The organism is Ramlibacter alkalitolerans, assembly GCF_016722765.1.
GTDB classification, from domain to species: domain Bacteria; phylum Pseudomonadota; class Gammaproteobacteria; order Burkholderiales; family Burkholderiaceae_C; genus Ramlibacter; species Ramlibacter alkalitolerans.
Map to the genome: position 1 here is coordinate 55,082 of NZ_JAEQND010000006.1, position 22,011 is coordinate 77,092.

A 22,011-nucleotide genomic window follows, 5' to 3' on the forward strand; every position below is an offset into this window, starting at 1 on the left:
GTGACACCCAGGAGACACCCCGATGCAACCCCGCCTTCTTTCCATCGCCTTCGGCCTCGCAGTGGCCGCCGCCGGCGCGCACGCGCAGAACTGGCCCGTCTACGGTGGCGACACCGGCAACACGCGCTTTTCCGACGCGGCGCAGGTGAACACCGGCAACGTCAAGAACCTGAAGGTGGCCTGGGCGCTGCAGCTCGGCTCGCTGCGGTCGCAGGAGGCCACGCCGATCCTGGTCGGCGATACGCTGTTCGTCACCTCCTCGTTCGGGCCGAAGAACGTCTTCGCCGTGAACGCGAAGACCGGCGAGGTGCGCTGGCGCTATTCACCCGATGTGCCCAAGGGCATCGACCAGTTCGCCTGCTGCGACGTCAACAACCGCGGCCCCGCGTACCACGACGGCAAGCTGCTGGTGGGCCGCCTCGACGGCCACGTGGTGGCGCTCGATGCGAAGACCGGCAAGGAGCTGTGGGACACCGAGGTCGTCGACTACAAGCAGGGCTCCGTCATCACCTCGCCGCCGACCGTGGCGAAGAACGTGGTGATCACCGGCTTCGGCGGCGGTGAATACGGCGCCCGCGGCGCGGTGATCGGCCTCGATGCCGCCACCGGCAAGGAACTCTGGCGCACCCACACCGTGCCGGGCGCCGGCGAGAAGGGCAGCGAGACCTGGAAGGGCGACTCCGGCAAGTACGGCGGCGCGGTCGCGTGGCACATCGGCTCGTACGACCCGAAGCTCGATCTCGTCTACTACGGCACCAGCAACCCGGGCCCGTGGTCGGCCGTGGTGCGCGGCAACGACAGCTCCGACATCGGGCCGTACAGCAACCTGTACTCCTCCTCGGTGCTGGCGATCAACCCGGACAACGGGAAGATCCAGTGGCACTACCAGTTCACGCCGCACGACGCGTGGGACTACGACGGCGTGAACGAGCTGGTGTTCGCCGACCTGCCCGTGGACGGCCGCAAGGTGCCGGTGATCATGCAGGCCAACCGCAACGGCTTCTTCTACGTGCTGGACCGCGCCAACGGCAAGCTGCTGTCGGCCAAGCAGTTCATCCCGGTGGTGAACTGGGCCAGCAGCATCGACCTGAAGACCGGCCGGCCCATCGAGACGGCGGACAACGCCAAGCGCCCCGGCCTGGGCCGCAAGGCGACCGACATCTGCCCGAACCTGATCGGCGGCAAGAACTGGATGCCGATGTCGTACGACCGGCAGACCGGGCTGGTGTACATCCCGAGCATGAATTCCTGCATGGACATGGAAGGCGTGCAGCAGGACTACAAGCGTGGCCAGTTCTTCCTGGGCGTGAACTTCGACATCTCCAAGAAGGTGCCCGGCGCGTACATGGGCGGCGTGACGGCTTGGGACCCGGTCAGGCAGCAGAAGGTCTGGTTCCGCGAAGACGACCTGCCGTACACCGGCGGCATGCTGACCACCGCCGGCGGCCTCGTGTTCCACGGTGACATCCGGGGCTGGTTCCATGCCCTCGATGCGAAGAGCGGCAAGGAGCTGTGGAAGTTCAACGCCGGCTCGGGCATCTCCGCCGCGCCCATGACGTATGCGATCGACGGCAAGCAGTACGTGGCCGTGGTGTCCGGCCGCACGCTCTCCATCCCCGCGTTCTACGGCGCGCTGGGCGAGAAGATGGTGGAGGCGAGCCCCGAAGGCGGCACGCTGTTCGTGTTCAGCCTGAACTGACGGCCACCGTCGTCGCCGGAGCTTTCCATGAATATCCGCCATTTCGCCCGCACGACCCTGTGCACCCTCGCGGCCATCGCTGGCCTGGCAGCCACCGGCGCCCAGGCCGGTCCCCTGCGCATCTGCGCCGATCCCGACAACCTGCCCTTCAGCAAGGCGGACGGGCCCGAGAAGGGCCTGTACGTGGAGCTCGCCGGGCTCGTGAGCCAGAAGCTCGGCGCGTCGCCCGAGTTCGTGTGGTGGCTCACGTACAACCAGCGCAAGGCGCTGCGCAACACCATCCTGCAGGATGGCTGCGATGCCGTCTTCGCGCTGCCCGCGGCGGCCGACTACCGCGTGCGTGGCGTCGTCAAGACGAAGCCCTTCCTCGACGTGAGCTACGCGATCGTCGCCGCGCCGGGCCTGCGGGTCACGGGCCTGGCGGACCTGCGGGGCAAGCGCGTCGCCGTGCTGCACGGCTCGCCGCCCCACATGCTGCTGGCGGCGCGCGAGGGCTATGCGAGCACCAGCTTCCGCGAGCAGGACGAGGCGCTGGCGGCGCTTGCCCGGGGCGAGGTGGATGCGGCCATCCTGTGGGGGCCGAGCGCGGGCTACGGCAACCTGCGCCAGCACGGCAGCCGCTGGCAGGTGACGCCGGTGACGGGCGAGGGCCTCGGGGGCCCGGTGGTGGTCGGCGTGCGCAAGGGCCAGGACGCGCTTGTCGCGCGCATCGACCAGGCGCTGGTGGAACTGCAGCCGCAGATCGAGGAACTGGCGCGCAAGTACGGCTTCCCGCGCGGCAAGGCGCTGTCGCTGGCCGCGCGCTCGCTGCCGCCCCAGGTGCGCAGTGCCAAGCTGGCCGAAGGCGTGGCGGTGCCGTCCGCTTGGGTCGCGCGCACCAATGCACCGGCCGCGTCGACCCCGGCCGAGGGCGTCATCCCAGGCCGCACGCTGTTCAACAACGTGTGTTCCCATTGCCATGGCACCGACGGCGCCAGCCCCGTGACCGAGCGCGACCTGCGCAAGCTGCAGCGCCGGTACAAGGACAGCTGGAAGGAAACCGCCCTGACGACGATCAAGAATGGCCGCCAGGAGGCCGGCATGCCCACCTGGGGCGCGACGTACAGCGACGCGCAGATCCAGGAGGTGATCGTCTTCCTGGCGACGCTGCAGAAGTAGGCGGGCGGTGACGCGCGAAACGGCGCAAGCGTGGGCTGGCGGTGACGCGCGAAACGGCCAACCGTAGGCTGGCGGTGACGCGCGTCAGCGGCGGAACCCCAGCGCTTCGCGCATCGCTGGGGTTCGCCCTTCGGGGCTCACCACCAGCCTACGGCTCGCCCCCCACCATCTCGCCAACCCGGATTGCAGCCCGTACGCGGCAACCCCAGAATCCCGGCACCTCCGGGGAGACACCATGAAGAAGACCCTCCTGGCCGCGGCCGCCTGCGCCACGCTGCAGGCCCACGCGCAAACGCCGGCGGACGTGCCGCCCGCGCAGCAAGCCGAACGCACGCTGCGCCCGGTCGTGGTCACGGCCACGCCCGGCGTCGCGCAGCAGGCCTTCGACACGGCCGCCTCCATCGACGTGATCGACGGCGCCACCATCCGCAACTCGCAGTTGCAGGTGAACATGTCGGAGAGCCTGGTGCGCGTGCCCGGCGTGATCGCCCTGAACCGACAGAACTACGCGCAGGACCTGCAGATCTCGGTGCGCGGCTTCGGCGCCCGCTCCACCTTCGGGGTGCGGGGGCTGCGCCTGTACTCCGACGGCATTCCGGCCACCGCGCCGGACGGCCAGGGCCAGGTCTCGCATTTCGACCTGTCTTCCGCCGACCGCATCGAGGTGCTGCGCGGGCCGTTCTCTGCCCTGTACGGCAACTCCTCCGGCGGCGTGATCAGCATCTTCACCGCCGACGGCCTGCCCGGCATGCAGGCCGAAGGGGGTGCGGCGGTCGGCAGCGACGGCATCCGGCGGGTGAACGCGCGCTTCGCCGGCGACAACGGCACCTGGAACTGGAACGTGGGCGCCACCCGTTTCGAAACGGACGGTTTCCGGGACCACAGTGCCGCCAAGCGCGAGGGCCTGAACGGAAAGCTGAAGTGGAAGGGATCCGCCGATACGCGCGTCACCCTGGTCGCCAATGCAGTGGACATGCCCGACGTGCAGGATCCGCTGGGCCTCACCCGCCCCGAGTTCCAGGCCAACCCGCGGCAGGCGAGCCCGGTCGCGCTGCTGTTCGACACGCGCAAGTCCGTGGAGCAGCAGCAGGTCGGCCTCATCGTGGAGCACCAGCTGAACCCCGCCAACGGCCTGAAGCTCACGACGTGGCGCGGCCAGCGCAGCACGGAGCAGTTCCAGGCCATCCCGGTGGGGACGCAGACGCCGATCACCCAGCCCGGCGGCGTGATCGACCTCGATCGCGACTACATGGGCCTGGACGGCCAATGGATCCACAAGTCGCGGCTGGCCGGCAGCCCGCTGACCTTCACGGCCGGCGTCTATGCGGACGAACTCAAGGAGCACCGCCAGGGCTTCCAGAACTTCACCGGCGCGTCTGCCAGCCCCACCGCGCTCGGGGTCATCGGCGCGCTGCGCCGCGACGAGGACAACCGGGTGCGCAGCTTCGACCAGTACGCCCAGGCGAACTGGGAGCGCGAGCGCTTCGGCCTCACCCTGGGCGTGCGCCATTCCACCGTGCGCTTCCGCTCGCAGGACCACTTCATCGTCGGCGCCAACGGGGACGACAGCGGCGCGGCCAAATATTCGGCGACCACGCCGATGGCGGGCCTGGTCTACCACGTCAACGACAACCTCAATGTCTATGCCTCGGTGGGCCGCGGCTTCGAGACGCCGACCTTCAACGAGGTGTCCTACCGGCCCAACGGGCAGACCGGCCTGAACTTCGACCTCAAGTCCGCCTACAGCCGCCACTACGAGGTGGGCGTGAAGGCCGAACCGGTGCGCAACTGGCGCGTCAACGCGGCCCTGTTCCAGGCCAACACCTCCGACGAGATCGTGGTGCTGACCAACCAGGGCGGCCGCAGCACCTTCCAGAACGCGAGCAGCACGCGCCGCCGCGGGCTGGAGGCCGCGCTGGCGGGAAGCTGGGCCCAGGCCTGGTCGACATATGCGGCGCTGACCTGGCTGGACGCGAGCTACCGCACCGCCTTCCTGACCTGCCCGGGCGGGCCGTGCCCCACTGCTGCCAATCCCGCGGTGCCGGTGCCGGCCGGCAACCGCATCCCGGGCATCCCGCGCGCCAGCGCCTTCGCGGAACTGGTCTACAAGCACCGGCCCTGGGGCCTGGAGGCCGGCATCGAGGTGCGCTACACCGGCCGCATCGCGGTGGACGACCGCAACACCGACTTCGCCCCCGCGGCAACCCTGTTCAACCTGAGGCTTGCCCTGGCGCAAAATGTCCAGCGCTGGACCGTGCGTGAATTCGTGCGGGTGGACAACCTCGCCGGCCGCGACTACATCGGCTCGGTGATCGTCAACGAAGGCAACTCGCGCTTCTTCGAGCCGGCCCCGGGCCGCACCTGGCTGCTGGGGGTGAGCGCGGCGTACGCCTTCTGAAGGGAAGGAGACGGCATGGAAAACCTCGACGTCATGGTGCTGCGCACGCTGCGCGACTGGCGCGCCGCCGGCAAGCGCGCGCTGCTCGCCACGGTGGTGCGCACCTGGGGCTCCTCGCCGCGGCCGGTCGGCTCCATCATGGCGCTGGCCGAAGATGGCGCGGTGGTCGGCTCCGTCTCGGGCGGCTGCATCGAGGACGACCTGATCTATCGCCACACGCAGGCCTACTCCGGCAAGGAACCGGGCCACCAGCTTCCGTCCGGGCCTCCCTCCTTCGTCAAGTACGGCGTGACGGCCGACGAGGCGCACCGCTTCGGCCTGCCCTGCGGCGGCACGCTGGAACTGCTGCTGGAATACGACCCCGAGCTCGCGTCCATCGAGGAACTGGTGCGCTCGCTGGAGGCAGGGCGGCTGGTGCGGCGCACCGTGCGCCTGTCCGACGGCCAGGCCACGCTGGCCGAAGCGCAGGCGCCCGAGGAACTGAGCATCGCCGACGGCCTGCTGGTGAACACCTTCGGCCCGGAGTACCGCATGCTCCTGATCGGGGCGGGTCAGCTGACGGAATACCTCGCGACCATGGCGCTTTTCAGCGGCTTCTCGGTCACGGTGTGCGATCCGCGCGAGGAATACCGCGGTGGCTGGAGCGTGCCCGGCGCGCGGCTGGTGAGCGAGATGCCGGACGACGTGGTGCTGGCCTTCAAACCGGACCGCCGCAGCAGCGTGATCGCGCTGACGCACGACCCCAAGCTCGACGACCTGGCGCTGATGGAGGCGCTGCGCACCGAGGCCTTCTACGTCGGCGCGATCGGCAGCCGCCGCAACAACGAGGCGCGGCACGCGCGGATGATCGAGCACTTCGGCCTCACGGCCGCCGACCTGCAGCGCCTGCGCGGGCCGATCGGCGTGTTCATCGGCAGCAAGACGCCGGCGGAGATCGCCGTGAGCATCATGGCGGAAGTGCTGGCCGTGAAGAACGGAGTGGCACTGCCGCGCGACATGGAAGTCGGCCAGGCGAAGAACCTGCGCGCCGTGCAGGCGAACGACCCGGGCGCGATCGTCTGCGGAGTGGCCGGGGCGCGCTGAAGTCCTTGTCTTTCTCCCTCCCCCTGTGGGGGAGGGTTGGGTGGGGGCGCCGCTGGCCTCGGCCGAAAGCCTTATGCCCCCTTCGAAGCGCGGGGTCCGTCGCGGCAAGGCCTGCTCCTGCGAAGGTCGCAGGGGCCACGCGTCTCCCGCCCGCGCGCTGCAGGACCAGGACGGGTCCCTGTCCGACTCGGCGACATCAAGGGGGAGGCGCGGGCGCGACGTCAGCTTCGCGCCAGTCTCTCATCCGCGCCGGAGGACAGTCGCAGAGGCGGACAGGGACCCGTCCTGGTCCGGTCCGGAGGCCACCGACTGAAGGCCGCGATCATCACGCCTTCGGCATCAGCTCGCACGGCGTGAATTCCGCCAAGAACCAAACAAAACGGCCCCGGAGGGCCGCTTTCGAAGAAAGGCCGCGACGCGTCACATCTTCCGGTACGCGTCCACCAGCTGCTGCCCTTCCGGCCCGGCCTTGTCCAGCCACTCCTTGAGCATCGTGTCGCCGACCTTCTTCATGTCGGCCTTCAGCTGCGTCGACGGCGCGTGGATGGTCATGCCGTTGGCCTTGAGCTTTTCCAGCACCTCGGTGTTGGTCTTGCGGCTCATCTCCCAGCCGCGGCGCTCGGCGTCGGCGCCGGCCTTGAGCAGCGCCTCCTGCGTCGGCTTGTCGAGGGCATTGAAGGCCGCGCGGTTGACGATCACCGCGTTCTTCGGCAGCCAGGCCTGCGTGTCGTACCAGTTCTTGATGTGCTCGTAGGTCTTGGTGTCCCAGCCCGTGGAGCCGGAGGACATGTACGAATCCACCACGCCCGTGGCCATGGCCTGCGACAGTTCCGCCGCCTGCACCGTCACCGGTTGCGCGCCCACCAGTTCCGCGATGCGCGCGGTGGCCGGGCTGTACGCGCGCCACTTCAGGCCCTTCATGTCGGACGCCGAGTTGATCGGCTTCTTGGTGTAGATGCCCTGCGGCGGCCACGCGACGGCGTAGAGGACCATCATCCCCTGTTCGCCCAGCTTCTTGTCCACCATGGGCTTCTGCGCGCGCCACAGCTTCATTGCGGAGTCGTAGCTGTCGGCGAGGAAGGGGATGCCGTCGGCGCCGAAGATCTGCCACTCGTTCTGGAAGTTCACCAGCAGGATCTCGCCGATCTGCGCCTGCCCGCCCTGCACGGCGCGCTTGATCTCGGGGGCCTTGAAAAGCGACGCGTTCGGGTGCACGGTGATCTTCAGCTTGCCGCCGGTGGCCTTGTCCACGTCGTTGGCGAACTGCACCAGGTTCTCGCTGTGGAAGTTGCTGGCCGGGTAGGCGGCCGGCAGGTCCCACTTGGTCTGCGCGCCGACCTGGCCTGCCAGCGCAAGAGCCGCCAGCGTAAGGGCGAACTTGAATTTCATTGGATCGCTCCGCAAGGATGAGTGTTGAGCAAGGCGAAGCTTACCCGGATCGCCATCGCTCCCGATTCGGCCTTTCCCGAAGCGCGGGTGCTGTCCGACGTCAAGGCGCACCGCGGCTTGCTAGATTGGCCGCATGCCACAACAAGAGCTCGCCCTGCCCACGGCCTGGGGCCAGCTGGCCGGCACGCTGCAGCTGCCGGACAGCCCCGCGCCCTGGCCGGCGGCCTTGCTCATTGCCGGCTCGGGGCCTACCGACCGCGACGGCAACAATCCGCTGCTGGGCACGCACATCGACAACCTCAAGCGGCTGGCCGCTGCGCTGGCCGCGCGCGGCGTGGCCTCGCTGCGCTACGACAAGCGCGGCGTCGGCGCCAGCGTCTACCCGGGGCTGAGCGAGGATGCGCTGCGCTTCGAGCACCTCGTCGACGACGCGGTGGCGCTGGCCGGCTGCCTGGCGCACGACGATCGGATCAACCGGATCGCCCTGGTCGGCCATAGCGAGGGCGCCCTGATCGCTGCGCTGGCCGCCCATGAGGAGCAGGCCCAGGCCCACGCCGTCGTCTCCATTGCCGGTGCGGGCAGCCGCGCCTCGGCGCTGATGCGCCGGCAGATGGAGGACCACCTGCCGCAGGACATCGCCGGGCCGGCCTTCGCCGCGCTAGCCGCTCTGGAATCGCAGCAGCGCGTGGAGGACGTGCCCGATGAATTGTTCCTGCTGTTCCGCCCGACCGTGCAGCCCTACCTGATCTCGTGGTTCCGCCACGACCCGCCGGCGGTGCTGGCGGACCTGCAGGTGCCGGTGATGCTGGTGCATGGCTCGGCCGATGTGCAGGTCGGCGTGGAGCACGCCCGGTGGCTGCAGGCGGGCAAGCCGGATGCGCGGCTGGAAATCGTGGCCGGCATGGACCACCTGCTGGGCATGGGCGGTGACACGCGGCGGGGCGCCGACGTGGTGGGCGGCGCGGTGGCCGCGTGGTTGCAGGAGCTGGATGTCGACGTGGCGGCTTGAAGCGAACGCGCTTTCCGCCTCGTAGGCTGGTGGTGAGGAGCGAAACGACCGAACCCCAGCGATGCGCGACAGCGCTGGGGTTCGCGCGCTGCGCGGCTCACCGCCAGCCTACAAAGACCCGTTCGCGCTCACATCTTCGACGGCATCCACGTCGCCATCTGCGGCACGAACCACAGCAGCAGCACCATCCCGCACATCAGGAAGAAGAAGGGCATGGTCACCCGCGCGATCCAGGTGATCTCCTTGCCGGTCATTCCCTGCAGCACGAACAGGTTGAAGCCTACCGGCGGCGTGATCTGCGCCATCTCCACCACGATCACGACGAAGATGCCGAACCAGATCAGGTCGAAGCCGGCCGCCTGCACCGTGGGCAGGATCACGCCCATGGTCAGCACCACCATCGAAATGCCGTCCAGGAAGCAGCCCAGCACGATGTAGAAGATCGCCAGCGCCACCATCAGCATGAAGGGCGACAGGCCCAGCGAGCCCACGAACTCCGCCAGGTGCCGCGGCAGCCCGATGTAGCCCATGGAGAGCGTGAGGAAGGCGGCCCCCGCGAGGATCAGCGCGATCATGCAGTACAGGCGCGTCGCGCCCAGCAGCGAATCGCGGAAGGTGGCCCAGTTCAGCGAACCTTGCACTGCCGACAGCACCAGCGCGCCGACCACGCCGACCGCCGCAGCTTCGGTGGCGGTGGCGATGCCGGTGTAGATCGAGCCCAGGACGGCCGCGATCAGCACCACCACCGGAATGAGGTGCCGCGACTCGCTGAGCTTCTGCGCAAAGGTCATCCGCTCGCCCGGCACCGGGATGCGCTTCTTGTTCAACACCGCCCAGACCGCGAGGTAACCGGAGAACAGGCTCGCGAGCACGACGCCGGGGATGATGCCGGCCACGAAAAGCCGCGCGATCGAGACGTCCGCCGTCACGCCGTAGACGATCATGATGATCGAGGGCGGGATCAGCAGGCCCAGCGTGCCGGCGCCGGCCAGCGAACCGATGGTGATGTCTTCCGGGTAGCCGCGCCGGTCGAGCTCCGGCAAGGTCATCTTGCCGATGGTGGCGCAGGTGGCGGCGGACGAACCGGAGACGGCGGCGAAGATCGTGCAACCGATCACGTTGGTATGCAGCAGCCGGCCGGGCAGGCGCGAGACCCATGGCGCCAGCCCACGGAACATGCTTTCACTGAGCTTGGTGCGAAAGAGGATCTCTCCCATCCAGATGAACAGGGGCAGGGCGGTGAGCGTCCAGCTCGAGGCCGAGCCCCACACGGTGACTGCCATGGCATCGCCGGCCGGCCGGGAGGAAAAGAGCTGCATGCCGATCCAGGCCACGCCGCCCAGGGTGAGGCCGATCCAGACGCCGCTGCCCAGGAGCAGGAACAGCAGCACGATCAGCATCGTCGTGATCGCGACTTCACTCATTGTGCAGGGCCTCCTCGCTCCCGGCGGACTGCCGCCGGCCCCGCAGTTCCTGGACCCACTCGTCCAGGAAGGCCACCAGCAGGACGAGCGTGCCGATCGCCATCGTGAGCTGCGGGATCCACAGCGGCGTGGCGTCGTTGCCGGTCGAGATGTCGTTGAAGGCGTGCGAGTTCCACGCCAGCCGCACGGCGTAGACGGCGAACAGGCCGGCCAGCAGCACGCCGGCGGACAGGCCCCACATTTCCAGGCCGTGGCGCGCCTTGCCTTGCAGGCGCCCCAGCAGCAGCGTCACGCGGATGTGCTCGTTGCGCTTGAGCGTATGCGCCAGGGCGAGGAAGCCCGCCGCGGCCATGCAGTAGCCCGCATAAGCGTCGGTGCCGGGCACGTGGAAGCCGACCTGCCGGCTGACGATGGACAGCAGCACCATCAGCAGCACGCCGATCATGGCGAGCGCGGCCAGCCACGCGCTCGCGTCGTAGAGGAAGTCCAGGAGTCTTCGCATCGGCTGAGTTTAGGCGCGCTCCGGATCCGGACATACCCGCACACCATGCCCCGGATAATCGCCCCATGACTTCGACTCCCCGCAAATGGCAGTTCTGGATCGATCGCGGCGGCACCTTCACCGACGTGGTGGGCCGCCGTCCCGACGGCACGCTGGTCACCCACAAGCTGCTGTCGGACAACCCGGAGCAGTACCGTGACGCGGCCGTGGCGGGGATCCGCCACCTCCTGGGCTTGCAGGCCGGCGAGCCGATCCGGCCGGAGCAGGTCGAATGCGTGAAGATGGGCACGACGGTCGCCACCAACGCGCTGCTGGAACGCAAGGGCGAGCCGACGCTGCTCGTCACCACGCGGGGCTTCCGCGATGCGCTGCGCATCGCCTACCAGAACCGGCCGCGGCTGTTCGACCGCCACATCGTGCTGCCGGAGCTGCTTTACAGCGAAGTGATCGAGGCACACGAGCGCGTCGGCGCCCACGGCGACGTGATCGAGCCGCTGGACGAGGCGCACCTGCGGGACGCGCTCGCCGCGGCGCACGGGCGCGGGCTGCGCAGCGTCGCCATCGTGTTCCTGCACGGCTACCGCTACACGGACCACGAGCAGCGCGCCTGCGCCCTCGCGCGGGCCATCGGCTTCGAGCAGGTCAGCACTTCGCACGAGACCAGCCCGATGATGAAGCTGGTGAGCAGGGGCGACACGACCGTGGTCGATGCCTACCTGTCGCCGATCCTGCGCCGCTACGTGGAGCAGGTCGGCGCCGAGATGCCCGGCGTGCAGCTGTTCTTCATGCAGTCCTCCGGCGGGCTCACCGACGCGCATGCCTTCCAGGGCAAGGACGCGATCCTCTCCGGCCCGGCCGGCGGCATCGTGGGCATGGCGCGCACCGCGCAATTGGCGGGGCACGAGCGGGTGATCGGCTTCGACATGGGCGGCACCTCCACCGACGTGTCGCACTTCGCCGGCGAGTTCGAGCGCGAATTCGAGACGCAGGTGGCCGGCGTGCGCATGCGGGCACCGATGATGAGCATCCACACGGTCGCCGCGGGCGGCGGCTCGATCCTCGAGTTCGACGGCGCGCGCTTCCGCGTCGGCCCGCAGAGCGCCGGCGCCAACCCCGGTCCCGCCAGCTACCGGCGCGGCGGCCCGCTCGCAGTGACGGATGCGAACGTGATGGTGGGCAAGATCCAGCCGAAGTACTTCCCGAAGGTCTTCGGCCCGCATGCCGACGAGGCCTTGAGCGTCGAGGCCGTGACGGGCAAGTTCGACGAGGTGGCCCGGCGCACCGGCCGCAGCGCCGAGGAAGTGGCGGAAGGCTTCATCGCGATCGCCGTGCAGCAGATGGCCAACGCGATCAAGAAGATCTCGGTGGCGCGTGGCTACGACGTCACGCGCTACACGCTCAACTGCTTCGGCGGTGCGGGCGGCCAGCACGCCTGCCTGGTCGCCGACGCGCTCGGCATGTCGCGCGTCTTCATCCATCCGCTGGCCGGCGTGCTGTCCGCCTACGGCATGGGCCTGGCGGACCAGAACGTGATCCGCGAGCAGGCGGTGGAACTGCCGCTCACGCAGGAGAACCTGCCGCAGGTCGACGAGAAGCTCGCCGCACTGGCTGCCGCCGCGGAAGCCGAATTGCGCCGCCAGCAGGCGGGCGGCGGCGCGGTGCAGGTGCGCCGGCGCGTGCACGTGCGCTACCAGGGCAGCGATTCGGCGCTGGTGGTCGCGGCCGGCACGCTGCCGGAGATCACGGGGGGATTCGAGACGGCCTACCGCCAGCGCTTCTCCTTCCTCATGCCGGGCAAGCCGATGATCGTCGAGGCGGTCTCGGTGGAGGCCATCGTCGCCGGCGATGCGCCGGCGGAACCGCGGCTGGCGGAGCATGCGCAGCGCGAGGTGCCGCGGCGCGAGACGGTGCGCATGTACTCGGGCGGCGAGTGGCACCCGGCGGCCCTGTGCGTGCGCGAGGACCTGCAACCGGGGGACGTGGTCGCCGGCCCCGCGATCATCGCGGAGAAGAACGCGACCACGGTGGTGGAGCCGGGCTGGCAGGCGCGCATCACCACGCTGGACCACATCGTGCTCGATCGCACCGTGCCGCGGGCGCAGAGGTTCGCGGCCGGCACGCAGGTCGACCCGGTGCTGCTGGAGGTGTTCAACAACCTGTTCATGAACATCGCGGAGCAGATGGGGCTGCAGCTGCAGAACACCGCGTACTCGGTCAACATCAAGGAGCGGCTGGACTTCTCCTGCGCGCTGTTCGACGCCGAGGGCAACCTGATAGCCAACGCGCCGCACATGCCGGTCCACCTGGGCAGCATGGGCGAAAGCATCAAGACCGTGATCCGCGAGAACTGCGAGACGATGGCGCCGGGCGATGTGTACGTGCTGAACGATCCGTACAACGGGGGGACGCATCTGCCGGATGTGACGGTGATCACGCCGGTGTACCTGGGCGTCGAGCGTTCGGCGGCTAGCGTTCAGCGTGAGGGAGGTTCTCCCGCTCAACGCCCGACGCCCAACGCCGAACCGACCTTCTACGTCGGCTCCCGAGGTCACCATGCCGATATCGGCGGCACCACCCCCGGCTCCATGCCGCCCTTCTCGACCCGCATCGAGGAAGAGGGCGTGCAGATCGACAACTTCAAGCTGGTCGACCGCGGCGTGCTGCGCGAGCAGGAGATGCTGGAGCTGCTGCGCAGCGGTGCCCACCCGAGTCGCAATCCCGAGCAGAACATGGGCGACCTGAAGGCCCAGATCGCCGCCAACGAGAAGGGCGTGCAGGAACTGCGCCGCATGGTGGACCAGTTCGGCCTGGACGTCGTGCAGGCCTACATGCGCCACGTGCAGGACAACGCGGAAGAGTCGGTGCGCCGCGTCATCACGCGCCTGAAGGACGGCAGCTTCACCCTGCCGCTGGACAACGGCGCCCGGATCCAGGTGGCGATCCGCGTCGATGCCGCGTCGCGCTCGGCGGAGATCGACTTCACCGGCACCTCGCCGCAGCAGACCAACAACTTCAACGCGCCCAGGGCGGTGTGCATGGCGGCGGTGCTGTACGTGTTCCGCACGCTGGTGAGCGACGAGATTCCGCTCAACGCCGGCTGCCTCAAGCCGCTGAAGGTGATCGTGCCGGAAGGCTGCATGCTCAATCCACATCCGCCCGCTTCGGTGGTGGCCGGCAACGTCGAGACGTCCAGCTGCATCACCAATACGCTCTACGGCGCGCTGGGCGTGATGGCGGCGGGCCCGTGCACGATGAACAACTTCACCTTCGGCAACGACCGCTACCAGTACTACGAGACGATCTCGGGCGGCAGCGGCGCGGGCGGCTTGTACGACGAGCAGGGCCACCTGTGCGGCGGCTTCGACGGCACGAGCGTCGTGCAGACGCACATGACCAACTCGCGCCTGACCGATCCGGAGGTGCTGGAGTTCCGCTTCCCGGTGCGGCTGGAAAGCTACGAGATCCGCGCCGGCTCCGGCGGCGCCGGCCGCTGGCACGGCGGCAACGGCGGCGTGCGGCGGGTGCGCTTCCTCGAGCCCATGACGGCCAGCATCCTCTCCAACGGCCGCAAGGTCCCGTCCTTCGGCATGGCTGGCGGCGCGCCGGGGCAGGTGGGCATCAACCGCGTCGTGCGCGCCGACGGCCGCACCGAGCCGCTGGAGCACATCGGCTCGGCCGAGATGCAGCCGGGCGACCTCTTCGAGATCCACACGCCCGGCGGCGGCGGCTTCGGCTCCTAGCAAGCCGTCATTCCCGCGCAGGCGGGAATCCAGGGCTTCCGCAACCCCGCGCTGCGCGCGTGCCCTGGGCCCCCGCCTGCGCGGGGGTGACGGCCTTCGGCCGAGCTCCTTGTGCCATCATTTCGCGATGATCGAAAAGACCCCCGCCGGCGGTGCGTTCCTCGACGACCTGCCGTTCCCCAGCCGTTTCGAAAGCGAGGCGGCGCTCGAAGACTACCTCGCCACGCCCTCGCGCGAGCTGGTGCGCGACCTCGCGCGCACCGAAGGCGACCTGCTGATCCTGGGCGTGGGCGGCAAGATGGGCCCGACGCTGGCCCGCCTGGCACGCAACGCGCTGCCGGCCTCGCGCCGCGTGATCGCGGTGGCCCGCTTTTCGGAGCCGGGCGTGCGCGAAGCGCTGCAGTCGCACGGCATCGAGACCATCGCCTGCGACCTGCAGGACCGGGCGGCGCTGCAGGCGCTGCCGAAGTCCCCGAACGTGGTCTTCATGGCCGGCCGCAAGTTCGGCGCCGACGGCAACCTGCCGCTGACGTGGGCGATGAACGCGCTGGTGCCGGCCCTGGTGGCCGAGACCTTCACGGCCTCGCGCATCGTGGCCTTCTCCACCGCCTGCGTCTATCCCTTCGTGCCGGTGATCGGCCAGGGCGCGAGCGAGGACGAAGTGCTGGCGCCGCCCGGCGAATACGCGAACTCCTGCGTGGCGCGCGAGCGCATGTTCGAGCACTTCTCGCAGTTGCACGGCACGCCGGGCCGCCTGTTCCGCCTCAGCTACGCGATCGACATGCGCTACGGCGTGCTGGCGGACGTGGCGCTGAAGGTGTGGCGCGGCGAGCCGGTCGACGTGACCATGGGCCACGTGAACGTGATCTGGCAGGGCGATGCCAACGCGCAGGCGCTGCGCTGCCTCGCGGTGGCGACGGTGCCGACCTCGCCGCTGAACGTGAGCGGGCCCGAGACGACCTCCGTCCGCTGGCTGGCGCAGGAATTCGGCCGCGCCTTCGGCAAGCCGGCGCAGGTGACGGGCACGGAAGCGCCCACCGCCTGGCTGATGAACACCGGCGAAGCCGAGCGCCTGTTCGGCTATCCGCGCGTGCCGCTGCGGCAGATGGTGGCCTGGGTCGCGGACTGGATCGCGCACGAGCAGCGGCTGCTCGGCAAGCCCACGAAGTTCGAGAAGCGGGATGGGCATTACTGAGCGCCTGGCCGCGCCCTCGCGGGACGACCTGGCGTCGCTGCAGCAACTCGTGGTGGAGAGTCGCTGGAACCAGTCGCCGGAAGACTGGGACGTGTTCCTGCGCCTGGGCACCGTGCACGTAGTGCGCGACGAAGCCGGCCGCATCGTCGCGAGCGGCGCGGTGCTGCCCATGGGCGCTTCGCCGGTCGCGTGGATCAGCATGATCCTGGTCATGCCTGCGCGGCGGGGCGTCGGCCTGGGCCGTGCGGTCTTCGGCGCGTGCCTGCGGCAGATCCAGTTCGAAGGCCGCATCCCCATGCTCGATGCCACGCCGGCCGGCGAGGCGCTGTACACGCAGTTCGGCTTCCGCCCGCAATGGCGGCTGGCGCGCTGGCGGCGCGAGGCGAGCGAACGCGATGCGCGCAACGCCGGGCTTTCGCGTTCGCTCCAGCGCCAGCCCGCGGGAGAGGCGCTCCAGGGGCTGGTGAAGCTGGACGCGGCGGCTCTGGGGTTCGACCGTCGCACGCTGCTGGAGCAGCTTGCGGACCGGCGCGGTTCCGTGTGTGTTGCCGGCGGCGAAGCCGCGGGGCTGGTGCGCGAGGGCCGCACGGCGCGCCACGTCGGCCCCTTGCTCGCCCGCAGTGAAGCCGCCGCCGGGCCACTGCTGCGCGACATCGTCGATGCCGAAGATGCCGCGCTCCTGATCGACCTGCGCGACGCGCGACCGCTGCTGCGCGCCACGCTCGAAGCCGCGGGTTTCCGCCACGAGCGCCCTTTTGCCCGCATGGCGCTGCTTGCGCCGGGGCAGGTCCTGCCTGCCGGCGACGACGCGCTGCTGCATGCCGTCGCCGGCCCCGAATACGCCTGAAAATCCAGAGGAAGTTGTCATGCCCCTGAACCGATCCGATCTCCCGCAGGACGTCCTGCAGCTGCTGGCCGGCGGCGCCGTGATCCCCGCCCATCCGCTCGCGCTCGATGCGCGCCGCCAGTTCGATCGCAATCGCCAGCGCGCGCTCACGCGCTACTACGTCGATGCCGGCGCCGGCGGGCTGGCCGTCGGCGTGCACACCACGCAATTCGCCATCCGCGAGCACGGCCTGTACGAGCGCGTGCTGTCCGCCGCCATGGAGGATCGGCTGGCCTGGACCGAGCGGCCCATGGTGATGGTCGCGGGCCTGTGCGGCCGCACCGAGCAGGCCCGCAAGGAAGCGCGCATCGCGGTCGGCCTGGGCTACCACGCCGGTCTGCTGAGCCTGGCGGCGCTGTCCTCCGCTTCGGAGGACGAGATGATCGCGCACTGCGAGCAGGTGGCGCAGGAGATCCCGCTGGTGGGCTTCTACCTGCAGACGGCCGTCGGCGGCCCGACGCTGTCGCACGCCTTCTGGCGCCGTTTCGCATCCATCCCGAATGCGCTGGCCATCAAGGTCGCGCCCTTCCATCGCTACCGCACGCTGGACGTCGTGCGCGGCCTGGTCGAGGCCGGGGCGGAGGAGCGCGTGTTCCTCTACACCGGCAACGACGACCACATCGTGCTGGACCTGGCGCTGCCCTTTACCGCCATGCGCGCGGGTCAGCCGGTGACCGTGCGCTTCCGTGGCGGCCTGCTGGGGCACTGGTCGGTCTGGACCGCGAGCGCGGTGCGCCAGCTGGAGATGATCAAGGCCACCATCGCGGCCAACGGCGGCAGCCTGCCGCCCGAACTGCTGGCGCTCGACTCGCGCGTGACCGACTGCAATTCCGCGTTCTTCGACGTGAAGAACAACTTCCACGGCTGCATCGCCGGCTGCCACGAGGTGCTGCGCCGCCAGGGGCTGCTCGAAGGCATCTGGTGCCTGGACCCCGAGGAGGGTCTCGGCGCCGGCCAGGCGCAGGAGATCGACCGCGTGTATCAGCAGCACGCCGACCTGGCGGACGATGCGTTCGTGCGGGAGAACCTGCAGCGCTGGCTGTCGTAGCAGCGCGTAGGCTGGTCTCGCCGCAGGCGACACCAGCGGTCGGGCGTGCGCTGTTTGGAAACCGGCGAAGAGCCAAAGAAAAACCCGCCGATGGCGGGCTTTCTTGCGGTGAGTGGCAGGACTTACTTCTTGGCGCTCGCCGCCGGCTTGGCGGCGGCCGCCTTGTCGTCCTTCTTGTCCGCCTTGGCTTCGGCCTTCGTTTCGGCCTTCGCTTCCTTCTTCTCGTCCTTCTTCGCGGGGGCCGCGCCGGAATTGCCGCCCAGGTCGCGCTGGTACGTCTCGCCGTTGACCGTCAGGCCGCCGGCCGAGTACCTGGCGGCGGTGATCGGCGCGATGCCCTTGATGCGGCCCATGAAGTTGTCCCAGTTCTTGAACTGGCCCTTCTTGCGCTCGTCGAGGATGCGCTTGGACATGACCGGACCGATGCCCTTGATGCCGTCCAGTTCGGCGGCGGTCGCCTTGTTCACTTCGACACCCGCGAAGGCGGCGGCCGCGTAGAGCATGGCCAGGATGGCCAGGATTTTCTTCAGCATGGGTCTCTCTCCAGCAGGTTGAATGGGGCGCATCCCGACGCGGGAGGCGGCCCGTCTTCAACGGTGCAGGGCCGGAGAAAGTTGACGCGTCAGGCGCCGAAATGGCGCTGCAGCTCCCGCATGTACTGGCCGACGCCCGTCGCCACGTCCGCGAAGGCGTGGTCGCAGCCCGCTTGCCGCAGCGCCGACAGGTCGGCCTGGGTGTAGCACTGGTACTTGCCGCGCAGGGCGTCGGGGAAGGGGATGTATTCCAGCAGGCCGAGGTCCACGGCGGTGGCGGCGTCCTGGACGCCGCCGGGGTGCAGCGCGTCCAGCACGGCCAGCGCCACGTCGTTGAACGGCTGCGCCCGGCCGGTGCCCAGGTTGAAGATGCCCGACTTCTCTGGATGGTCGAAGAACCAGAGGTTCACGGCCACGACGTCGTCGACGAACACGAAGTCGCGCGTCTGCTCGCCCGGCCCGTAGCCGCCGTACTCGCCGAACAGCTTGACCTTCCCCTGCTCGCGCAACTGGTTGAACTGGTGGAAGGCCACGCTGGCCATGCGGCCCTTGTGCTGCTCGCGCGGGCCGTACACGTTGAAGTAGCGGAAGCCCACCACCTGGTGGCTGGCACTCCTGAAATCGTTGCCGCATTCGCGCCGCATGCGCTGGTCGAACAGCAGCTTGCTGTAGCCGTAGACGTTGAGCGGCCGCTCGAATTCCGGCGTCTCGCGGAAGGTGTCCGAGCCGCCGTAGACGGCCGCGGAAGACGCATACAGCAGCCGGGCGCCGCGCTGCTGGCAGGACGCGAACAGCGAGCACGAGACGCCGTAGTTGTTGGCCATCATGTACTTGCCGTCCTGCTCCATCGTGTCGCTGCAGGCGCCTTCGTGGAACACCGCCTCCACCTTGCCGAAGCCGCCCTGGGCGAACAGCGCATAGAAGTCGGCGGCGTCGACGTAGTCGGCGATCTGCAGGTCGGCGAGGTTGCGGAACTTGTCGCCCTGGGTCAGGTCGTCGACCGCGACGATGTCGTCGATGCCCCGGGCGTTGAGGCCCTTGACGATGTTGGAACCGATGAAACCGGCAGCGCCGGTGACGACGACGCGCGTCATGCGAACAACTCCTCGTAGGAAACGGTGGCGGTGCCGAACTTGCCGACCACGATGCCGCCCGCCCGGTTGGCGATCGGCACCGCGTCGCGGATCGCCACGCCCGCGGCGACCATCGTGGCGAGGGTGGCGATGACCGTGTCGCCGGCGCCGGTGACGTCGAACACCTCGCGCGCCTGAGCCTTCACGTGCAGCTCGCCCTGGGCGTCGAACAGCGTCATGCCTTCCTCGCTGCGCGTGACCAGCAGCGCCTGCAGCCCGAGCTCCTCGCGCAGCCGGTGGGCACGCTGGTTCAGGTCCTGCTCGCCGTGCCAGCGGCCGACCACGTCCTGCAGCTCGGCGCGGTTGGGCGTGATGACGGTGGCGCCGCGGTAGCGGGTGTAGTCCGAGCCCTTGGGGTCGATCAGCACCGGCTTGCGGGCCGCGCGGGCGTTCTCGATCATGCGCGGGATGTGGGCCAGGCCGCCCTTGCCGTAGTCGGAGAACAGCACGGCGTCCTGCTGCGGCAGCAGGCGGGCGAACTCGTCGGACTGCAGTTCCAGCACTTCGTGGTCCGGCTCGTTCTCGAAGTCCATGCGCAGCAGCTGCTGCTGGCGGCCGATCACGCGCAGCTTGACGGTCGTGCGCAGCCCGGGGTCGCGTTTCAGGTGGGTCCGGATGCCGGTGCCGGTCAGCAGCGATTCGAGGCGGTGCCCCGGCTCGTCGTCGCCGACCACGCCGAGGAAGCTCGCCTGCGCGCCCAGCGTGCTGACGTTGTAGGCCACGTTGGCGGCCGCGCCGATGCGCTCCTCCTCGCGCGAGACCTTGACCACCGGCACCGGGGCCTCGGGCGAGATGCGCTCCACTGCGCCGTGCCAGTAGCGATCCAGCATCGCGTCGCCCACCACCAGCACGCGCGCCTGCGCCATGCGTTGCTTGCTTGGAGTCATAGTTCCTCCACCCGGCGCGGCGGGTAGCTGTCCCAGGCCTGGCAGCCGGGGCATTGCCAGAAATACTGCTTCGATTCGAAGCCGCAGGCCGCGCAGCGGTAGCGCGTGAGCGGCTTGACGGCGTGGTCCAGCGCACGCTGGACGTCGGGGTGGAACTGCTCGTGCTCCAGCTTCTCGCCGGCGATCCACTTGGCGGCGGCGACGAGCGAAGGCTCGCGCTGCACGTGCCGCACGTACCAGCCGCGGGCCGCGTCGGGGTCGGTCTCCAGCGCGGTGATGCCCTCCAGCACGTCCAGCGAAGGCGCGTGCTCGTAGTGCGCCTGCAGCAGCTGCGCCGCTTCCGCCTGCCGGCCGCAGGCCAGCGCCGCTTCCGTCAAAGGCCTGGCGAGCAGCGCCATCGCCGAGGGCACCTGCTCGGCGAGTTCGCACAGCAGGTCGAAGGCGCCGCGCGCGTCACCGGCGCGCCGCAGCAGCGCGGCGAGCTCGATGCGGGGGCGGGGCGCGCTGGGAGCGAGCTTGTTGGCCTTCTGCAGCAGCTCCTGTGCCGGCCCCGGCGCAGCGCTGGCCGCCATCTCGCACAGGTAGTGCGCCTGGCGCGCGGCGAACTGGCCCGAGCCGGCCGCATCGAGCTTGCGCGCGATCTCGAAGGCCTGCGGCCAGTCGCGCGAACGCTCGTAGATGGCGAGCAGGGCCAGCAGCGCCTGTTCCTCGTAGGCCGTGCCTTCGAGCTTGCGCAGCGCCTCCTCGGCGCGATCGAGCAGGCCGGCCTTGAGGAAGTCGAGCGCCAGCGCGTGCTGGGCGCGATGCCGGTCGGCGCGGCTCAGGTCCGCGCGCGAGAGCAGGTGTTCGTGCACGCGGACGGCGCGCTCGTACTCGCCGCGGCGGCGAAACAGGTTGCCCAGGGCGAAGTGCAGCTCGGAGGTGTCGGGGTCGCTCTGGACGGCTTCGATGAAGGCGTCGATGGCCTGGTCCTGCTGCTCGTTGAGCAGGAAGTTCAGGCCGCGAAAATAGGCCTTGGGCGCCAGCCGGTTCTCGATGCGCAGCTGTCGCAGGTCGAAGCGCGAGGCGAACCAGCCGAGCGCGAAGGCGACCGGCAGGCCCCACAGCAGCCACGTCAGGTCAAAGTCCATGCGTGGGAGGCGTTCCCTGGCCGATCAGCGTGCTGGGCGCGCCGCCCGCGTCGGCGTGCACGCCGCGCGGGGCGGCGGCCTTGCGGTGCTTCCACCAGCGCGGCACCATGCCGATCGCACCGACCACCAGGCCGGCGGCGAAAGCGGCCAGCACCACCAGCACCAGCGGCGCCGTCCAGTGCGTGCCGAAGAAGAAGTGCACGGTGACGTCCTGCTGGTTGTTCAGCGCGAAGGCGAACAGCGTAAAAAAAATGGCTGCCTTGAGCAGCCAAGCTAAATATTTCATCCGGCTCCTTTGGTGAGCGGAATTCTAGGACGCCGTCATTCCCGCGGAGGCGGGAATCCAGGGCTTCGGGGGCGCGCCGCGAGCGGCGGGCATCGGGAGCTCTGGGCCCCCGCCTTCGCGGGGGTGACAAGGTCGCGCCCTCAGCGTCCAGCCTCCATCTCCTTCGTCCGCTCGTCCACCGCCTCGCGCAGCGCCTTGCCCGGCTTGAAGTGCGGCACGCGCTTCTCCGGGATCTGCACGCTTTCGCCCGAGCGCGGGTTGCGGCCCATGCGGGGAGGGCGGCGGTTGATCGAGAAGCTGCCGAAGCCGCGGATCTCGATCCGGTGCCCCCGCACCAGGGCGTCGCTCATCGCGTCGAGGATGGTCTTGACGGCGTATTCCGCGTCGCGATGGGTGAGCTGGCTGAAGCGGGAGGCCAGTTCTTCTACGAGGTCGCTGCGAGTCATGGAGGTTCGGCGTTGAGCGTTGAGCGTTGAGCGGGCAAGACCCGCATCCACGCTCAACGCCGCAC

General features: G+C 69.5%; 18 protein-coding genes. 9 read left to right on the forward strand and 9 right to left on the reverse strand.

All coding sequences use genetic code 11. The features are described from left to right. Positions 1 to 22 precede the first annotated feature (22 nt). The 4 genes from JI746_RS11575 (at position 23) to JI746_RS11590 (ending at position 6,338) form a co-directional block, all read left to right on the forward strand. The gene (locus JI746_RS11575; protein ID WP_201689616.1) at positions 23 to 1,699 is read left to right on the forward strand and encodes a pyrroloquinoline quinone-dependent dehydrogenase; all 1,677 of its coding nucleotides are present in this window, start codon (positions 23 to 25) and stop codon (positions 1,697 to 1,699) included. 27 nt (positions 1,700 to 1,726) lie between these two features. Beyond that, entirely contained in the window at positions 1,727 to 2,857 is a 1,131-nt protein-coding gene (locus JI746_RS11580; protein WP_201689617.1) for a c-type cytochrome, read from the forward strand. Between the two features lie 235 nt (positions 2,858 to 3,092). Further along, entirely contained in the window at positions 3,093 to 5,255 is a 2,163-nt protein-coding gene (locus JI746_RS11585) for a TonB-dependent receptor family protein (RefSeq protein ID WP_201689618.1), read from the forward strand. 15 nt (positions 5,256 to 5,270) lie between these two features. Then, complete coding sequence (locus tag JI746_RS11590; protein ID WP_201689620.1) at positions 5,271 to 6,338, forward strand: XdhC family protein; 1,068 nt, start codon at positions 5,271 to 5,273, stop codon at positions 6,336 to 6,338. Positions 6,339 to 6,758: 420 nt separating this feature from the next. Here the strand turns inward: JI746_RS11590 and JI746_RS11595 are convergent, their stop codons facing one another. Further along, entirely contained in the window at positions 6,759 to 7,727 is a 969-nt protein-coding gene (locus tag JI746_RS11595) for a TRAP transporter substrate-binding protein (RefSeq protein WP_201689621.1), read from the reverse strand. 133 nt (positions 7,728 to 7,860) lie between these two features. Between JI746_RS11595 and JI746_RS11600 the strand changes: the two genes are divergently transcribed. Then, entirely contained in the window at positions 7,861 to 8,736 is an 876-nt protein-coding gene (locus tag JI746_RS11600) for an alpha/beta hydrolase (protein WP_201689622.1), read from the forward strand. Between the two features lie 128 nt (positions 8,737 to 8,864). Here the strand turns inward: JI746_RS11600 and JI746_RS11605 are convergent, their stop codons facing one another. Both JI746_RS11605 and JI746_RS11610 read right to left on the reverse strand, forming a co-directional pair. Beyond that, positions 8,865 to 10,160, reverse strand: coding sequence for a TRAP transporter large permease (locus JI746_RS11605; RefSeq protein ID WP_201689623.1), 1,296 nt, complete (start codon positions 10,158 to 10,160; stop codon positions 8,865 to 8,867). Beyond that, positions 10,153 to 10,662 (reverse strand): TRAP transporter small permease, encoded by a 510-nt coding sequence (locus JI746_RS11610; protein ID WP_201689624.1) that lies wholly within the window; start codon positions 10,660 to 10,662, stop codon positions 10,153 to 10,155. The genes JI746_RS11605 and JI746_RS11610 overlap by 8 nt, the downstream gene beginning before the upstream one ends. A gap of 65 nt (positions 10,663 to 10,727) precedes the next feature. On the opposite strand from JI746_RS11610, the gene JI746_RS11615 reads away from it, so the two are divergent. The 4 genes from JI746_RS11615 (at position 10,728) to JI746_RS11630 (ending at position 17,531) form a co-directional block, all read left to right on the forward strand. Next, positions 10,728 to 14,402, forward strand: a complete 3,675-nt coding sequence (locus JI746_RS11615) for a hydantoinase B/oxoprolinase family protein (protein WP_201689625.1) — start codon at positions 10,728 to 10,730, stop codon at positions 14,400 to 14,402. A 127-nt stretch (positions 14,403 to 14,529) separates the two neighbouring features. Beyond that, positions 14,530 to 15,597, forward strand: coding sequence for an NAD-dependent epimerase/dehydratase family protein (locus tag JI746_RS11620; RefSeq protein ID WP_201689626.1), 1,068 nt, complete (start codon positions 14,530 to 14,532; stop codon positions 15,595 to 15,597). Further along, a complete protein-coding gene (locus tag JI746_RS11625; RefSeq protein WP_201689628.1) occupies positions 15,584 to 16,444 on the forward strand; it encodes a GNAT family N-acetyltransferase in 861 nt (286 codons plus the stop codon). Before JI746_RS11620 ends, JI746_RS11625 begins: the two co-directional genes overlap by 14 nt. A 19-nt stretch (positions 16,445 to 16,463) precedes the next feature. Continuing rightward, a complete protein-coding gene (locus tag JI746_RS11630; protein WP_201689630.1) occupies positions 16,464 to 17,531 on the forward strand; it encodes a dihydrodipicolinate synthase family protein in 1,068 nt (355 codons plus the stop codon). 122 nt (positions 17,532 to 17,653) lie between these two features. On the opposite strand, the gene JI746_RS11635 is transcribed toward JI746_RS11630, so the two are convergent. The 6 genes from JI746_RS11635 to JI746_RS11660 all read right to left on the reverse strand — a co-directional run bounded on the left by JI746_RS11635 (position 17,654) and on the right by JI746_RS11660 (position 21,997). Continuing rightward, on the reverse strand, positions 17,654 to 18,064 hold the full coding sequence (locus JI746_RS11635) for a ComEA family DNA-binding protein (RefSeq protein WP_201689632.1): 411 nt from the start codon (positions 18,062 to 18,064) through the stop codon (positions 17,654 to 17,656). 89 nt (positions 18,065 to 18,153) lie between these two features. Then, positions 18,154 to 19,158, reverse strand: a complete 1,005-nt coding sequence (gene rfaD / locus JI746_RS11640) for an ADP-glyceromanno-heptose 6-epimerase (RefSeq protein ID WP_201689633.1) — start codon at positions 19,156 to 19,158, stop codon at positions 18,154 to 18,156. Then, on the reverse strand, positions 19,155 to 20,084 hold the full coding sequence (gene rfaE1, locus JI746_RS11645) for a D-glycero-beta-D-manno-heptose-7-phosphate kinase (protein WP_201689634.1): 930 nt from the start codon (positions 20,082 to 20,084) through the stop codon (positions 19,155 to 19,157). Before rfaE1 ends, rfaD begins: the two co-directional genes overlap by 4 nt. Further along, positions 20,081 to 21,214, reverse strand: coding sequence for a lipopolysaccharide assembly protein LapB (lapB, locus tag JI746_RS11650; RefSeq protein ID WP_201689635.1), 1,134 nt, complete (start codon positions 21,212 to 21,214; stop codon positions 20,081 to 20,083). The genes rfaE1 and lapB overlap by 4 nt, the downstream gene beginning before the upstream one ends. Continuing rightward, positions 21,204 to 21,500, reverse strand: a complete 297-nt coding sequence (locus JI746_RS11655; RefSeq protein ID WP_201689636.1) for a LapA family protein — start codon at positions 21,498 to 21,500, stop codon at positions 21,204 to 21,206. Before JI746_RS11655 ends, lapB begins: the two co-directional genes overlap by 11 nt. Positions 21,501 to 21,640: 140 nt before the next feature. Then, complete coding sequence (locus JI746_RS11660) at positions 21,641 to 21,997, reverse strand: integration host factor subunit beta (RefSeq protein WP_330892995.1); 357 nt, start codon at positions 21,995 to 21,997, stop codon at positions 21,641 to 21,643. Positions 21,998 to 22,011 lie beyond the last annotated feature (14 nt).

Bases quoted from the DNA above. Each gene is read 5' to 3' on its own strand.
- JI746_RS11590 (WP_201689620.1), top strand. From the start codon at position 5,271: ATGGAAAACCTCGACGTCATGGTGCTGCGCACGCTGCGCGACTGGCGC.
- JI746_RS11615 (WP_201689625.1), top strand. From the start codon at position 10,728: ATGACTTCGACTCCCCGCAAATGGCAGTTCTGGATCGATCGCGGCGGC.
- JI746_RS11580 (WP_201689617.1), top strand. From the start codon at position 1,727: ATGAATATCCGCCATTTCGCCCGCACGACCCTGTGCACCCTCGCGGCC.
- JI746_RS11625 (WP_201689628.1), top strand. From the start codon at position 15,584: ATGGGCATTACTGAGCGCCTGGCCGCGCCCTCGCGGGACGACCTGGCG.
- JI746_RS11575 (WP_201689616.1), top strand. From the start codon at position 23: ATGCAACCCCGCCTTCTTTCCATCGCCTTCGGCCTCGCAGTGGCCGCC.
- JI746_RS11605 (WP_201689623.1), bottom strand. From the start codon at position 10,160: ATGAGTGAAGTCGCGATCACGACGATGCTGATCGTGCTGCTGTTCCTG.
- JI746_RS11600 (WP_201689622.1), top strand. From the start codon at position 7,861: ATGCCACAACAAGAGCTCGCCCTGCCCACGGCCTGGGGCCAGCTGGCC.
- JI746_RS11655 (WP_201689636.1), bottom strand. From the start codon at position 21,500: ATGAAATATTTAGCTTGGCTGCTCAAGGCAGCCATTTTTTTTACGCTG.
- JI746_RS11635 (WP_201689632.1), bottom strand. From the start codon at position 18,064: ATGCTGAAGAAAATCCTGGCCATCCTGGCCATGCTCTACGCGGCCGCC.
- rfaE1 (WP_201689634.1), bottom strand. From the start codon at position 20,084: ATGACTCCAAGCAAGCAACGCATGGCGCAGGCGCGCGTGCTGGTGGTG.
- JI746_RS11585 (WP_201689618.1), top strand. From the start codon at position 3,093: ATGAAGAAGACCCTCCTGGCCGCGGCCGCCTGCGCCACGCTGCAGGCC.
- JI746_RS11620 (WP_201689626.1), top strand. From the start codon at position 14,530: ATGATCGAAAAGACCCCCGCCGGCGGTGCGTTCCTCGACGACCTGCCG.
- JI746_RS11595 (WP_201689621.1), bottom strand. From the start codon at position 7,727: ATGAAATTCAAGTTCGCCCTTACGCTGGCGGCTCTTGCGCTGGCAGGC.
- JI746_RS11630 (WP_201689630.1), top strand. From the start codon at position 16,464: ATGCCCCTGAACCGATCCGATCTCCCGCAGGACGTCCTGCAGCTGCTG.
- lapB (WP_201689635.1), bottom strand. From the start codon at position 21,214: ATGGACTTTGACCTGACGTGGCTGCTGTGGGGCCTGCCGGTCGCCTTC.
- rfaD (WP_201689633.1), bottom strand. From the start codon at position 19,158: ATGACGCGCGTCGTCGTCACCGGCGCTGCCGGTTTCATCGGTTCCAAC.
- JI746_RS11610 (WP_201689624.1), bottom strand. From the start codon at position 10,662: ATGCGAAGACTCCTGGACTTCCTCTACGACGCGAGCGCGTGGCTGGCC.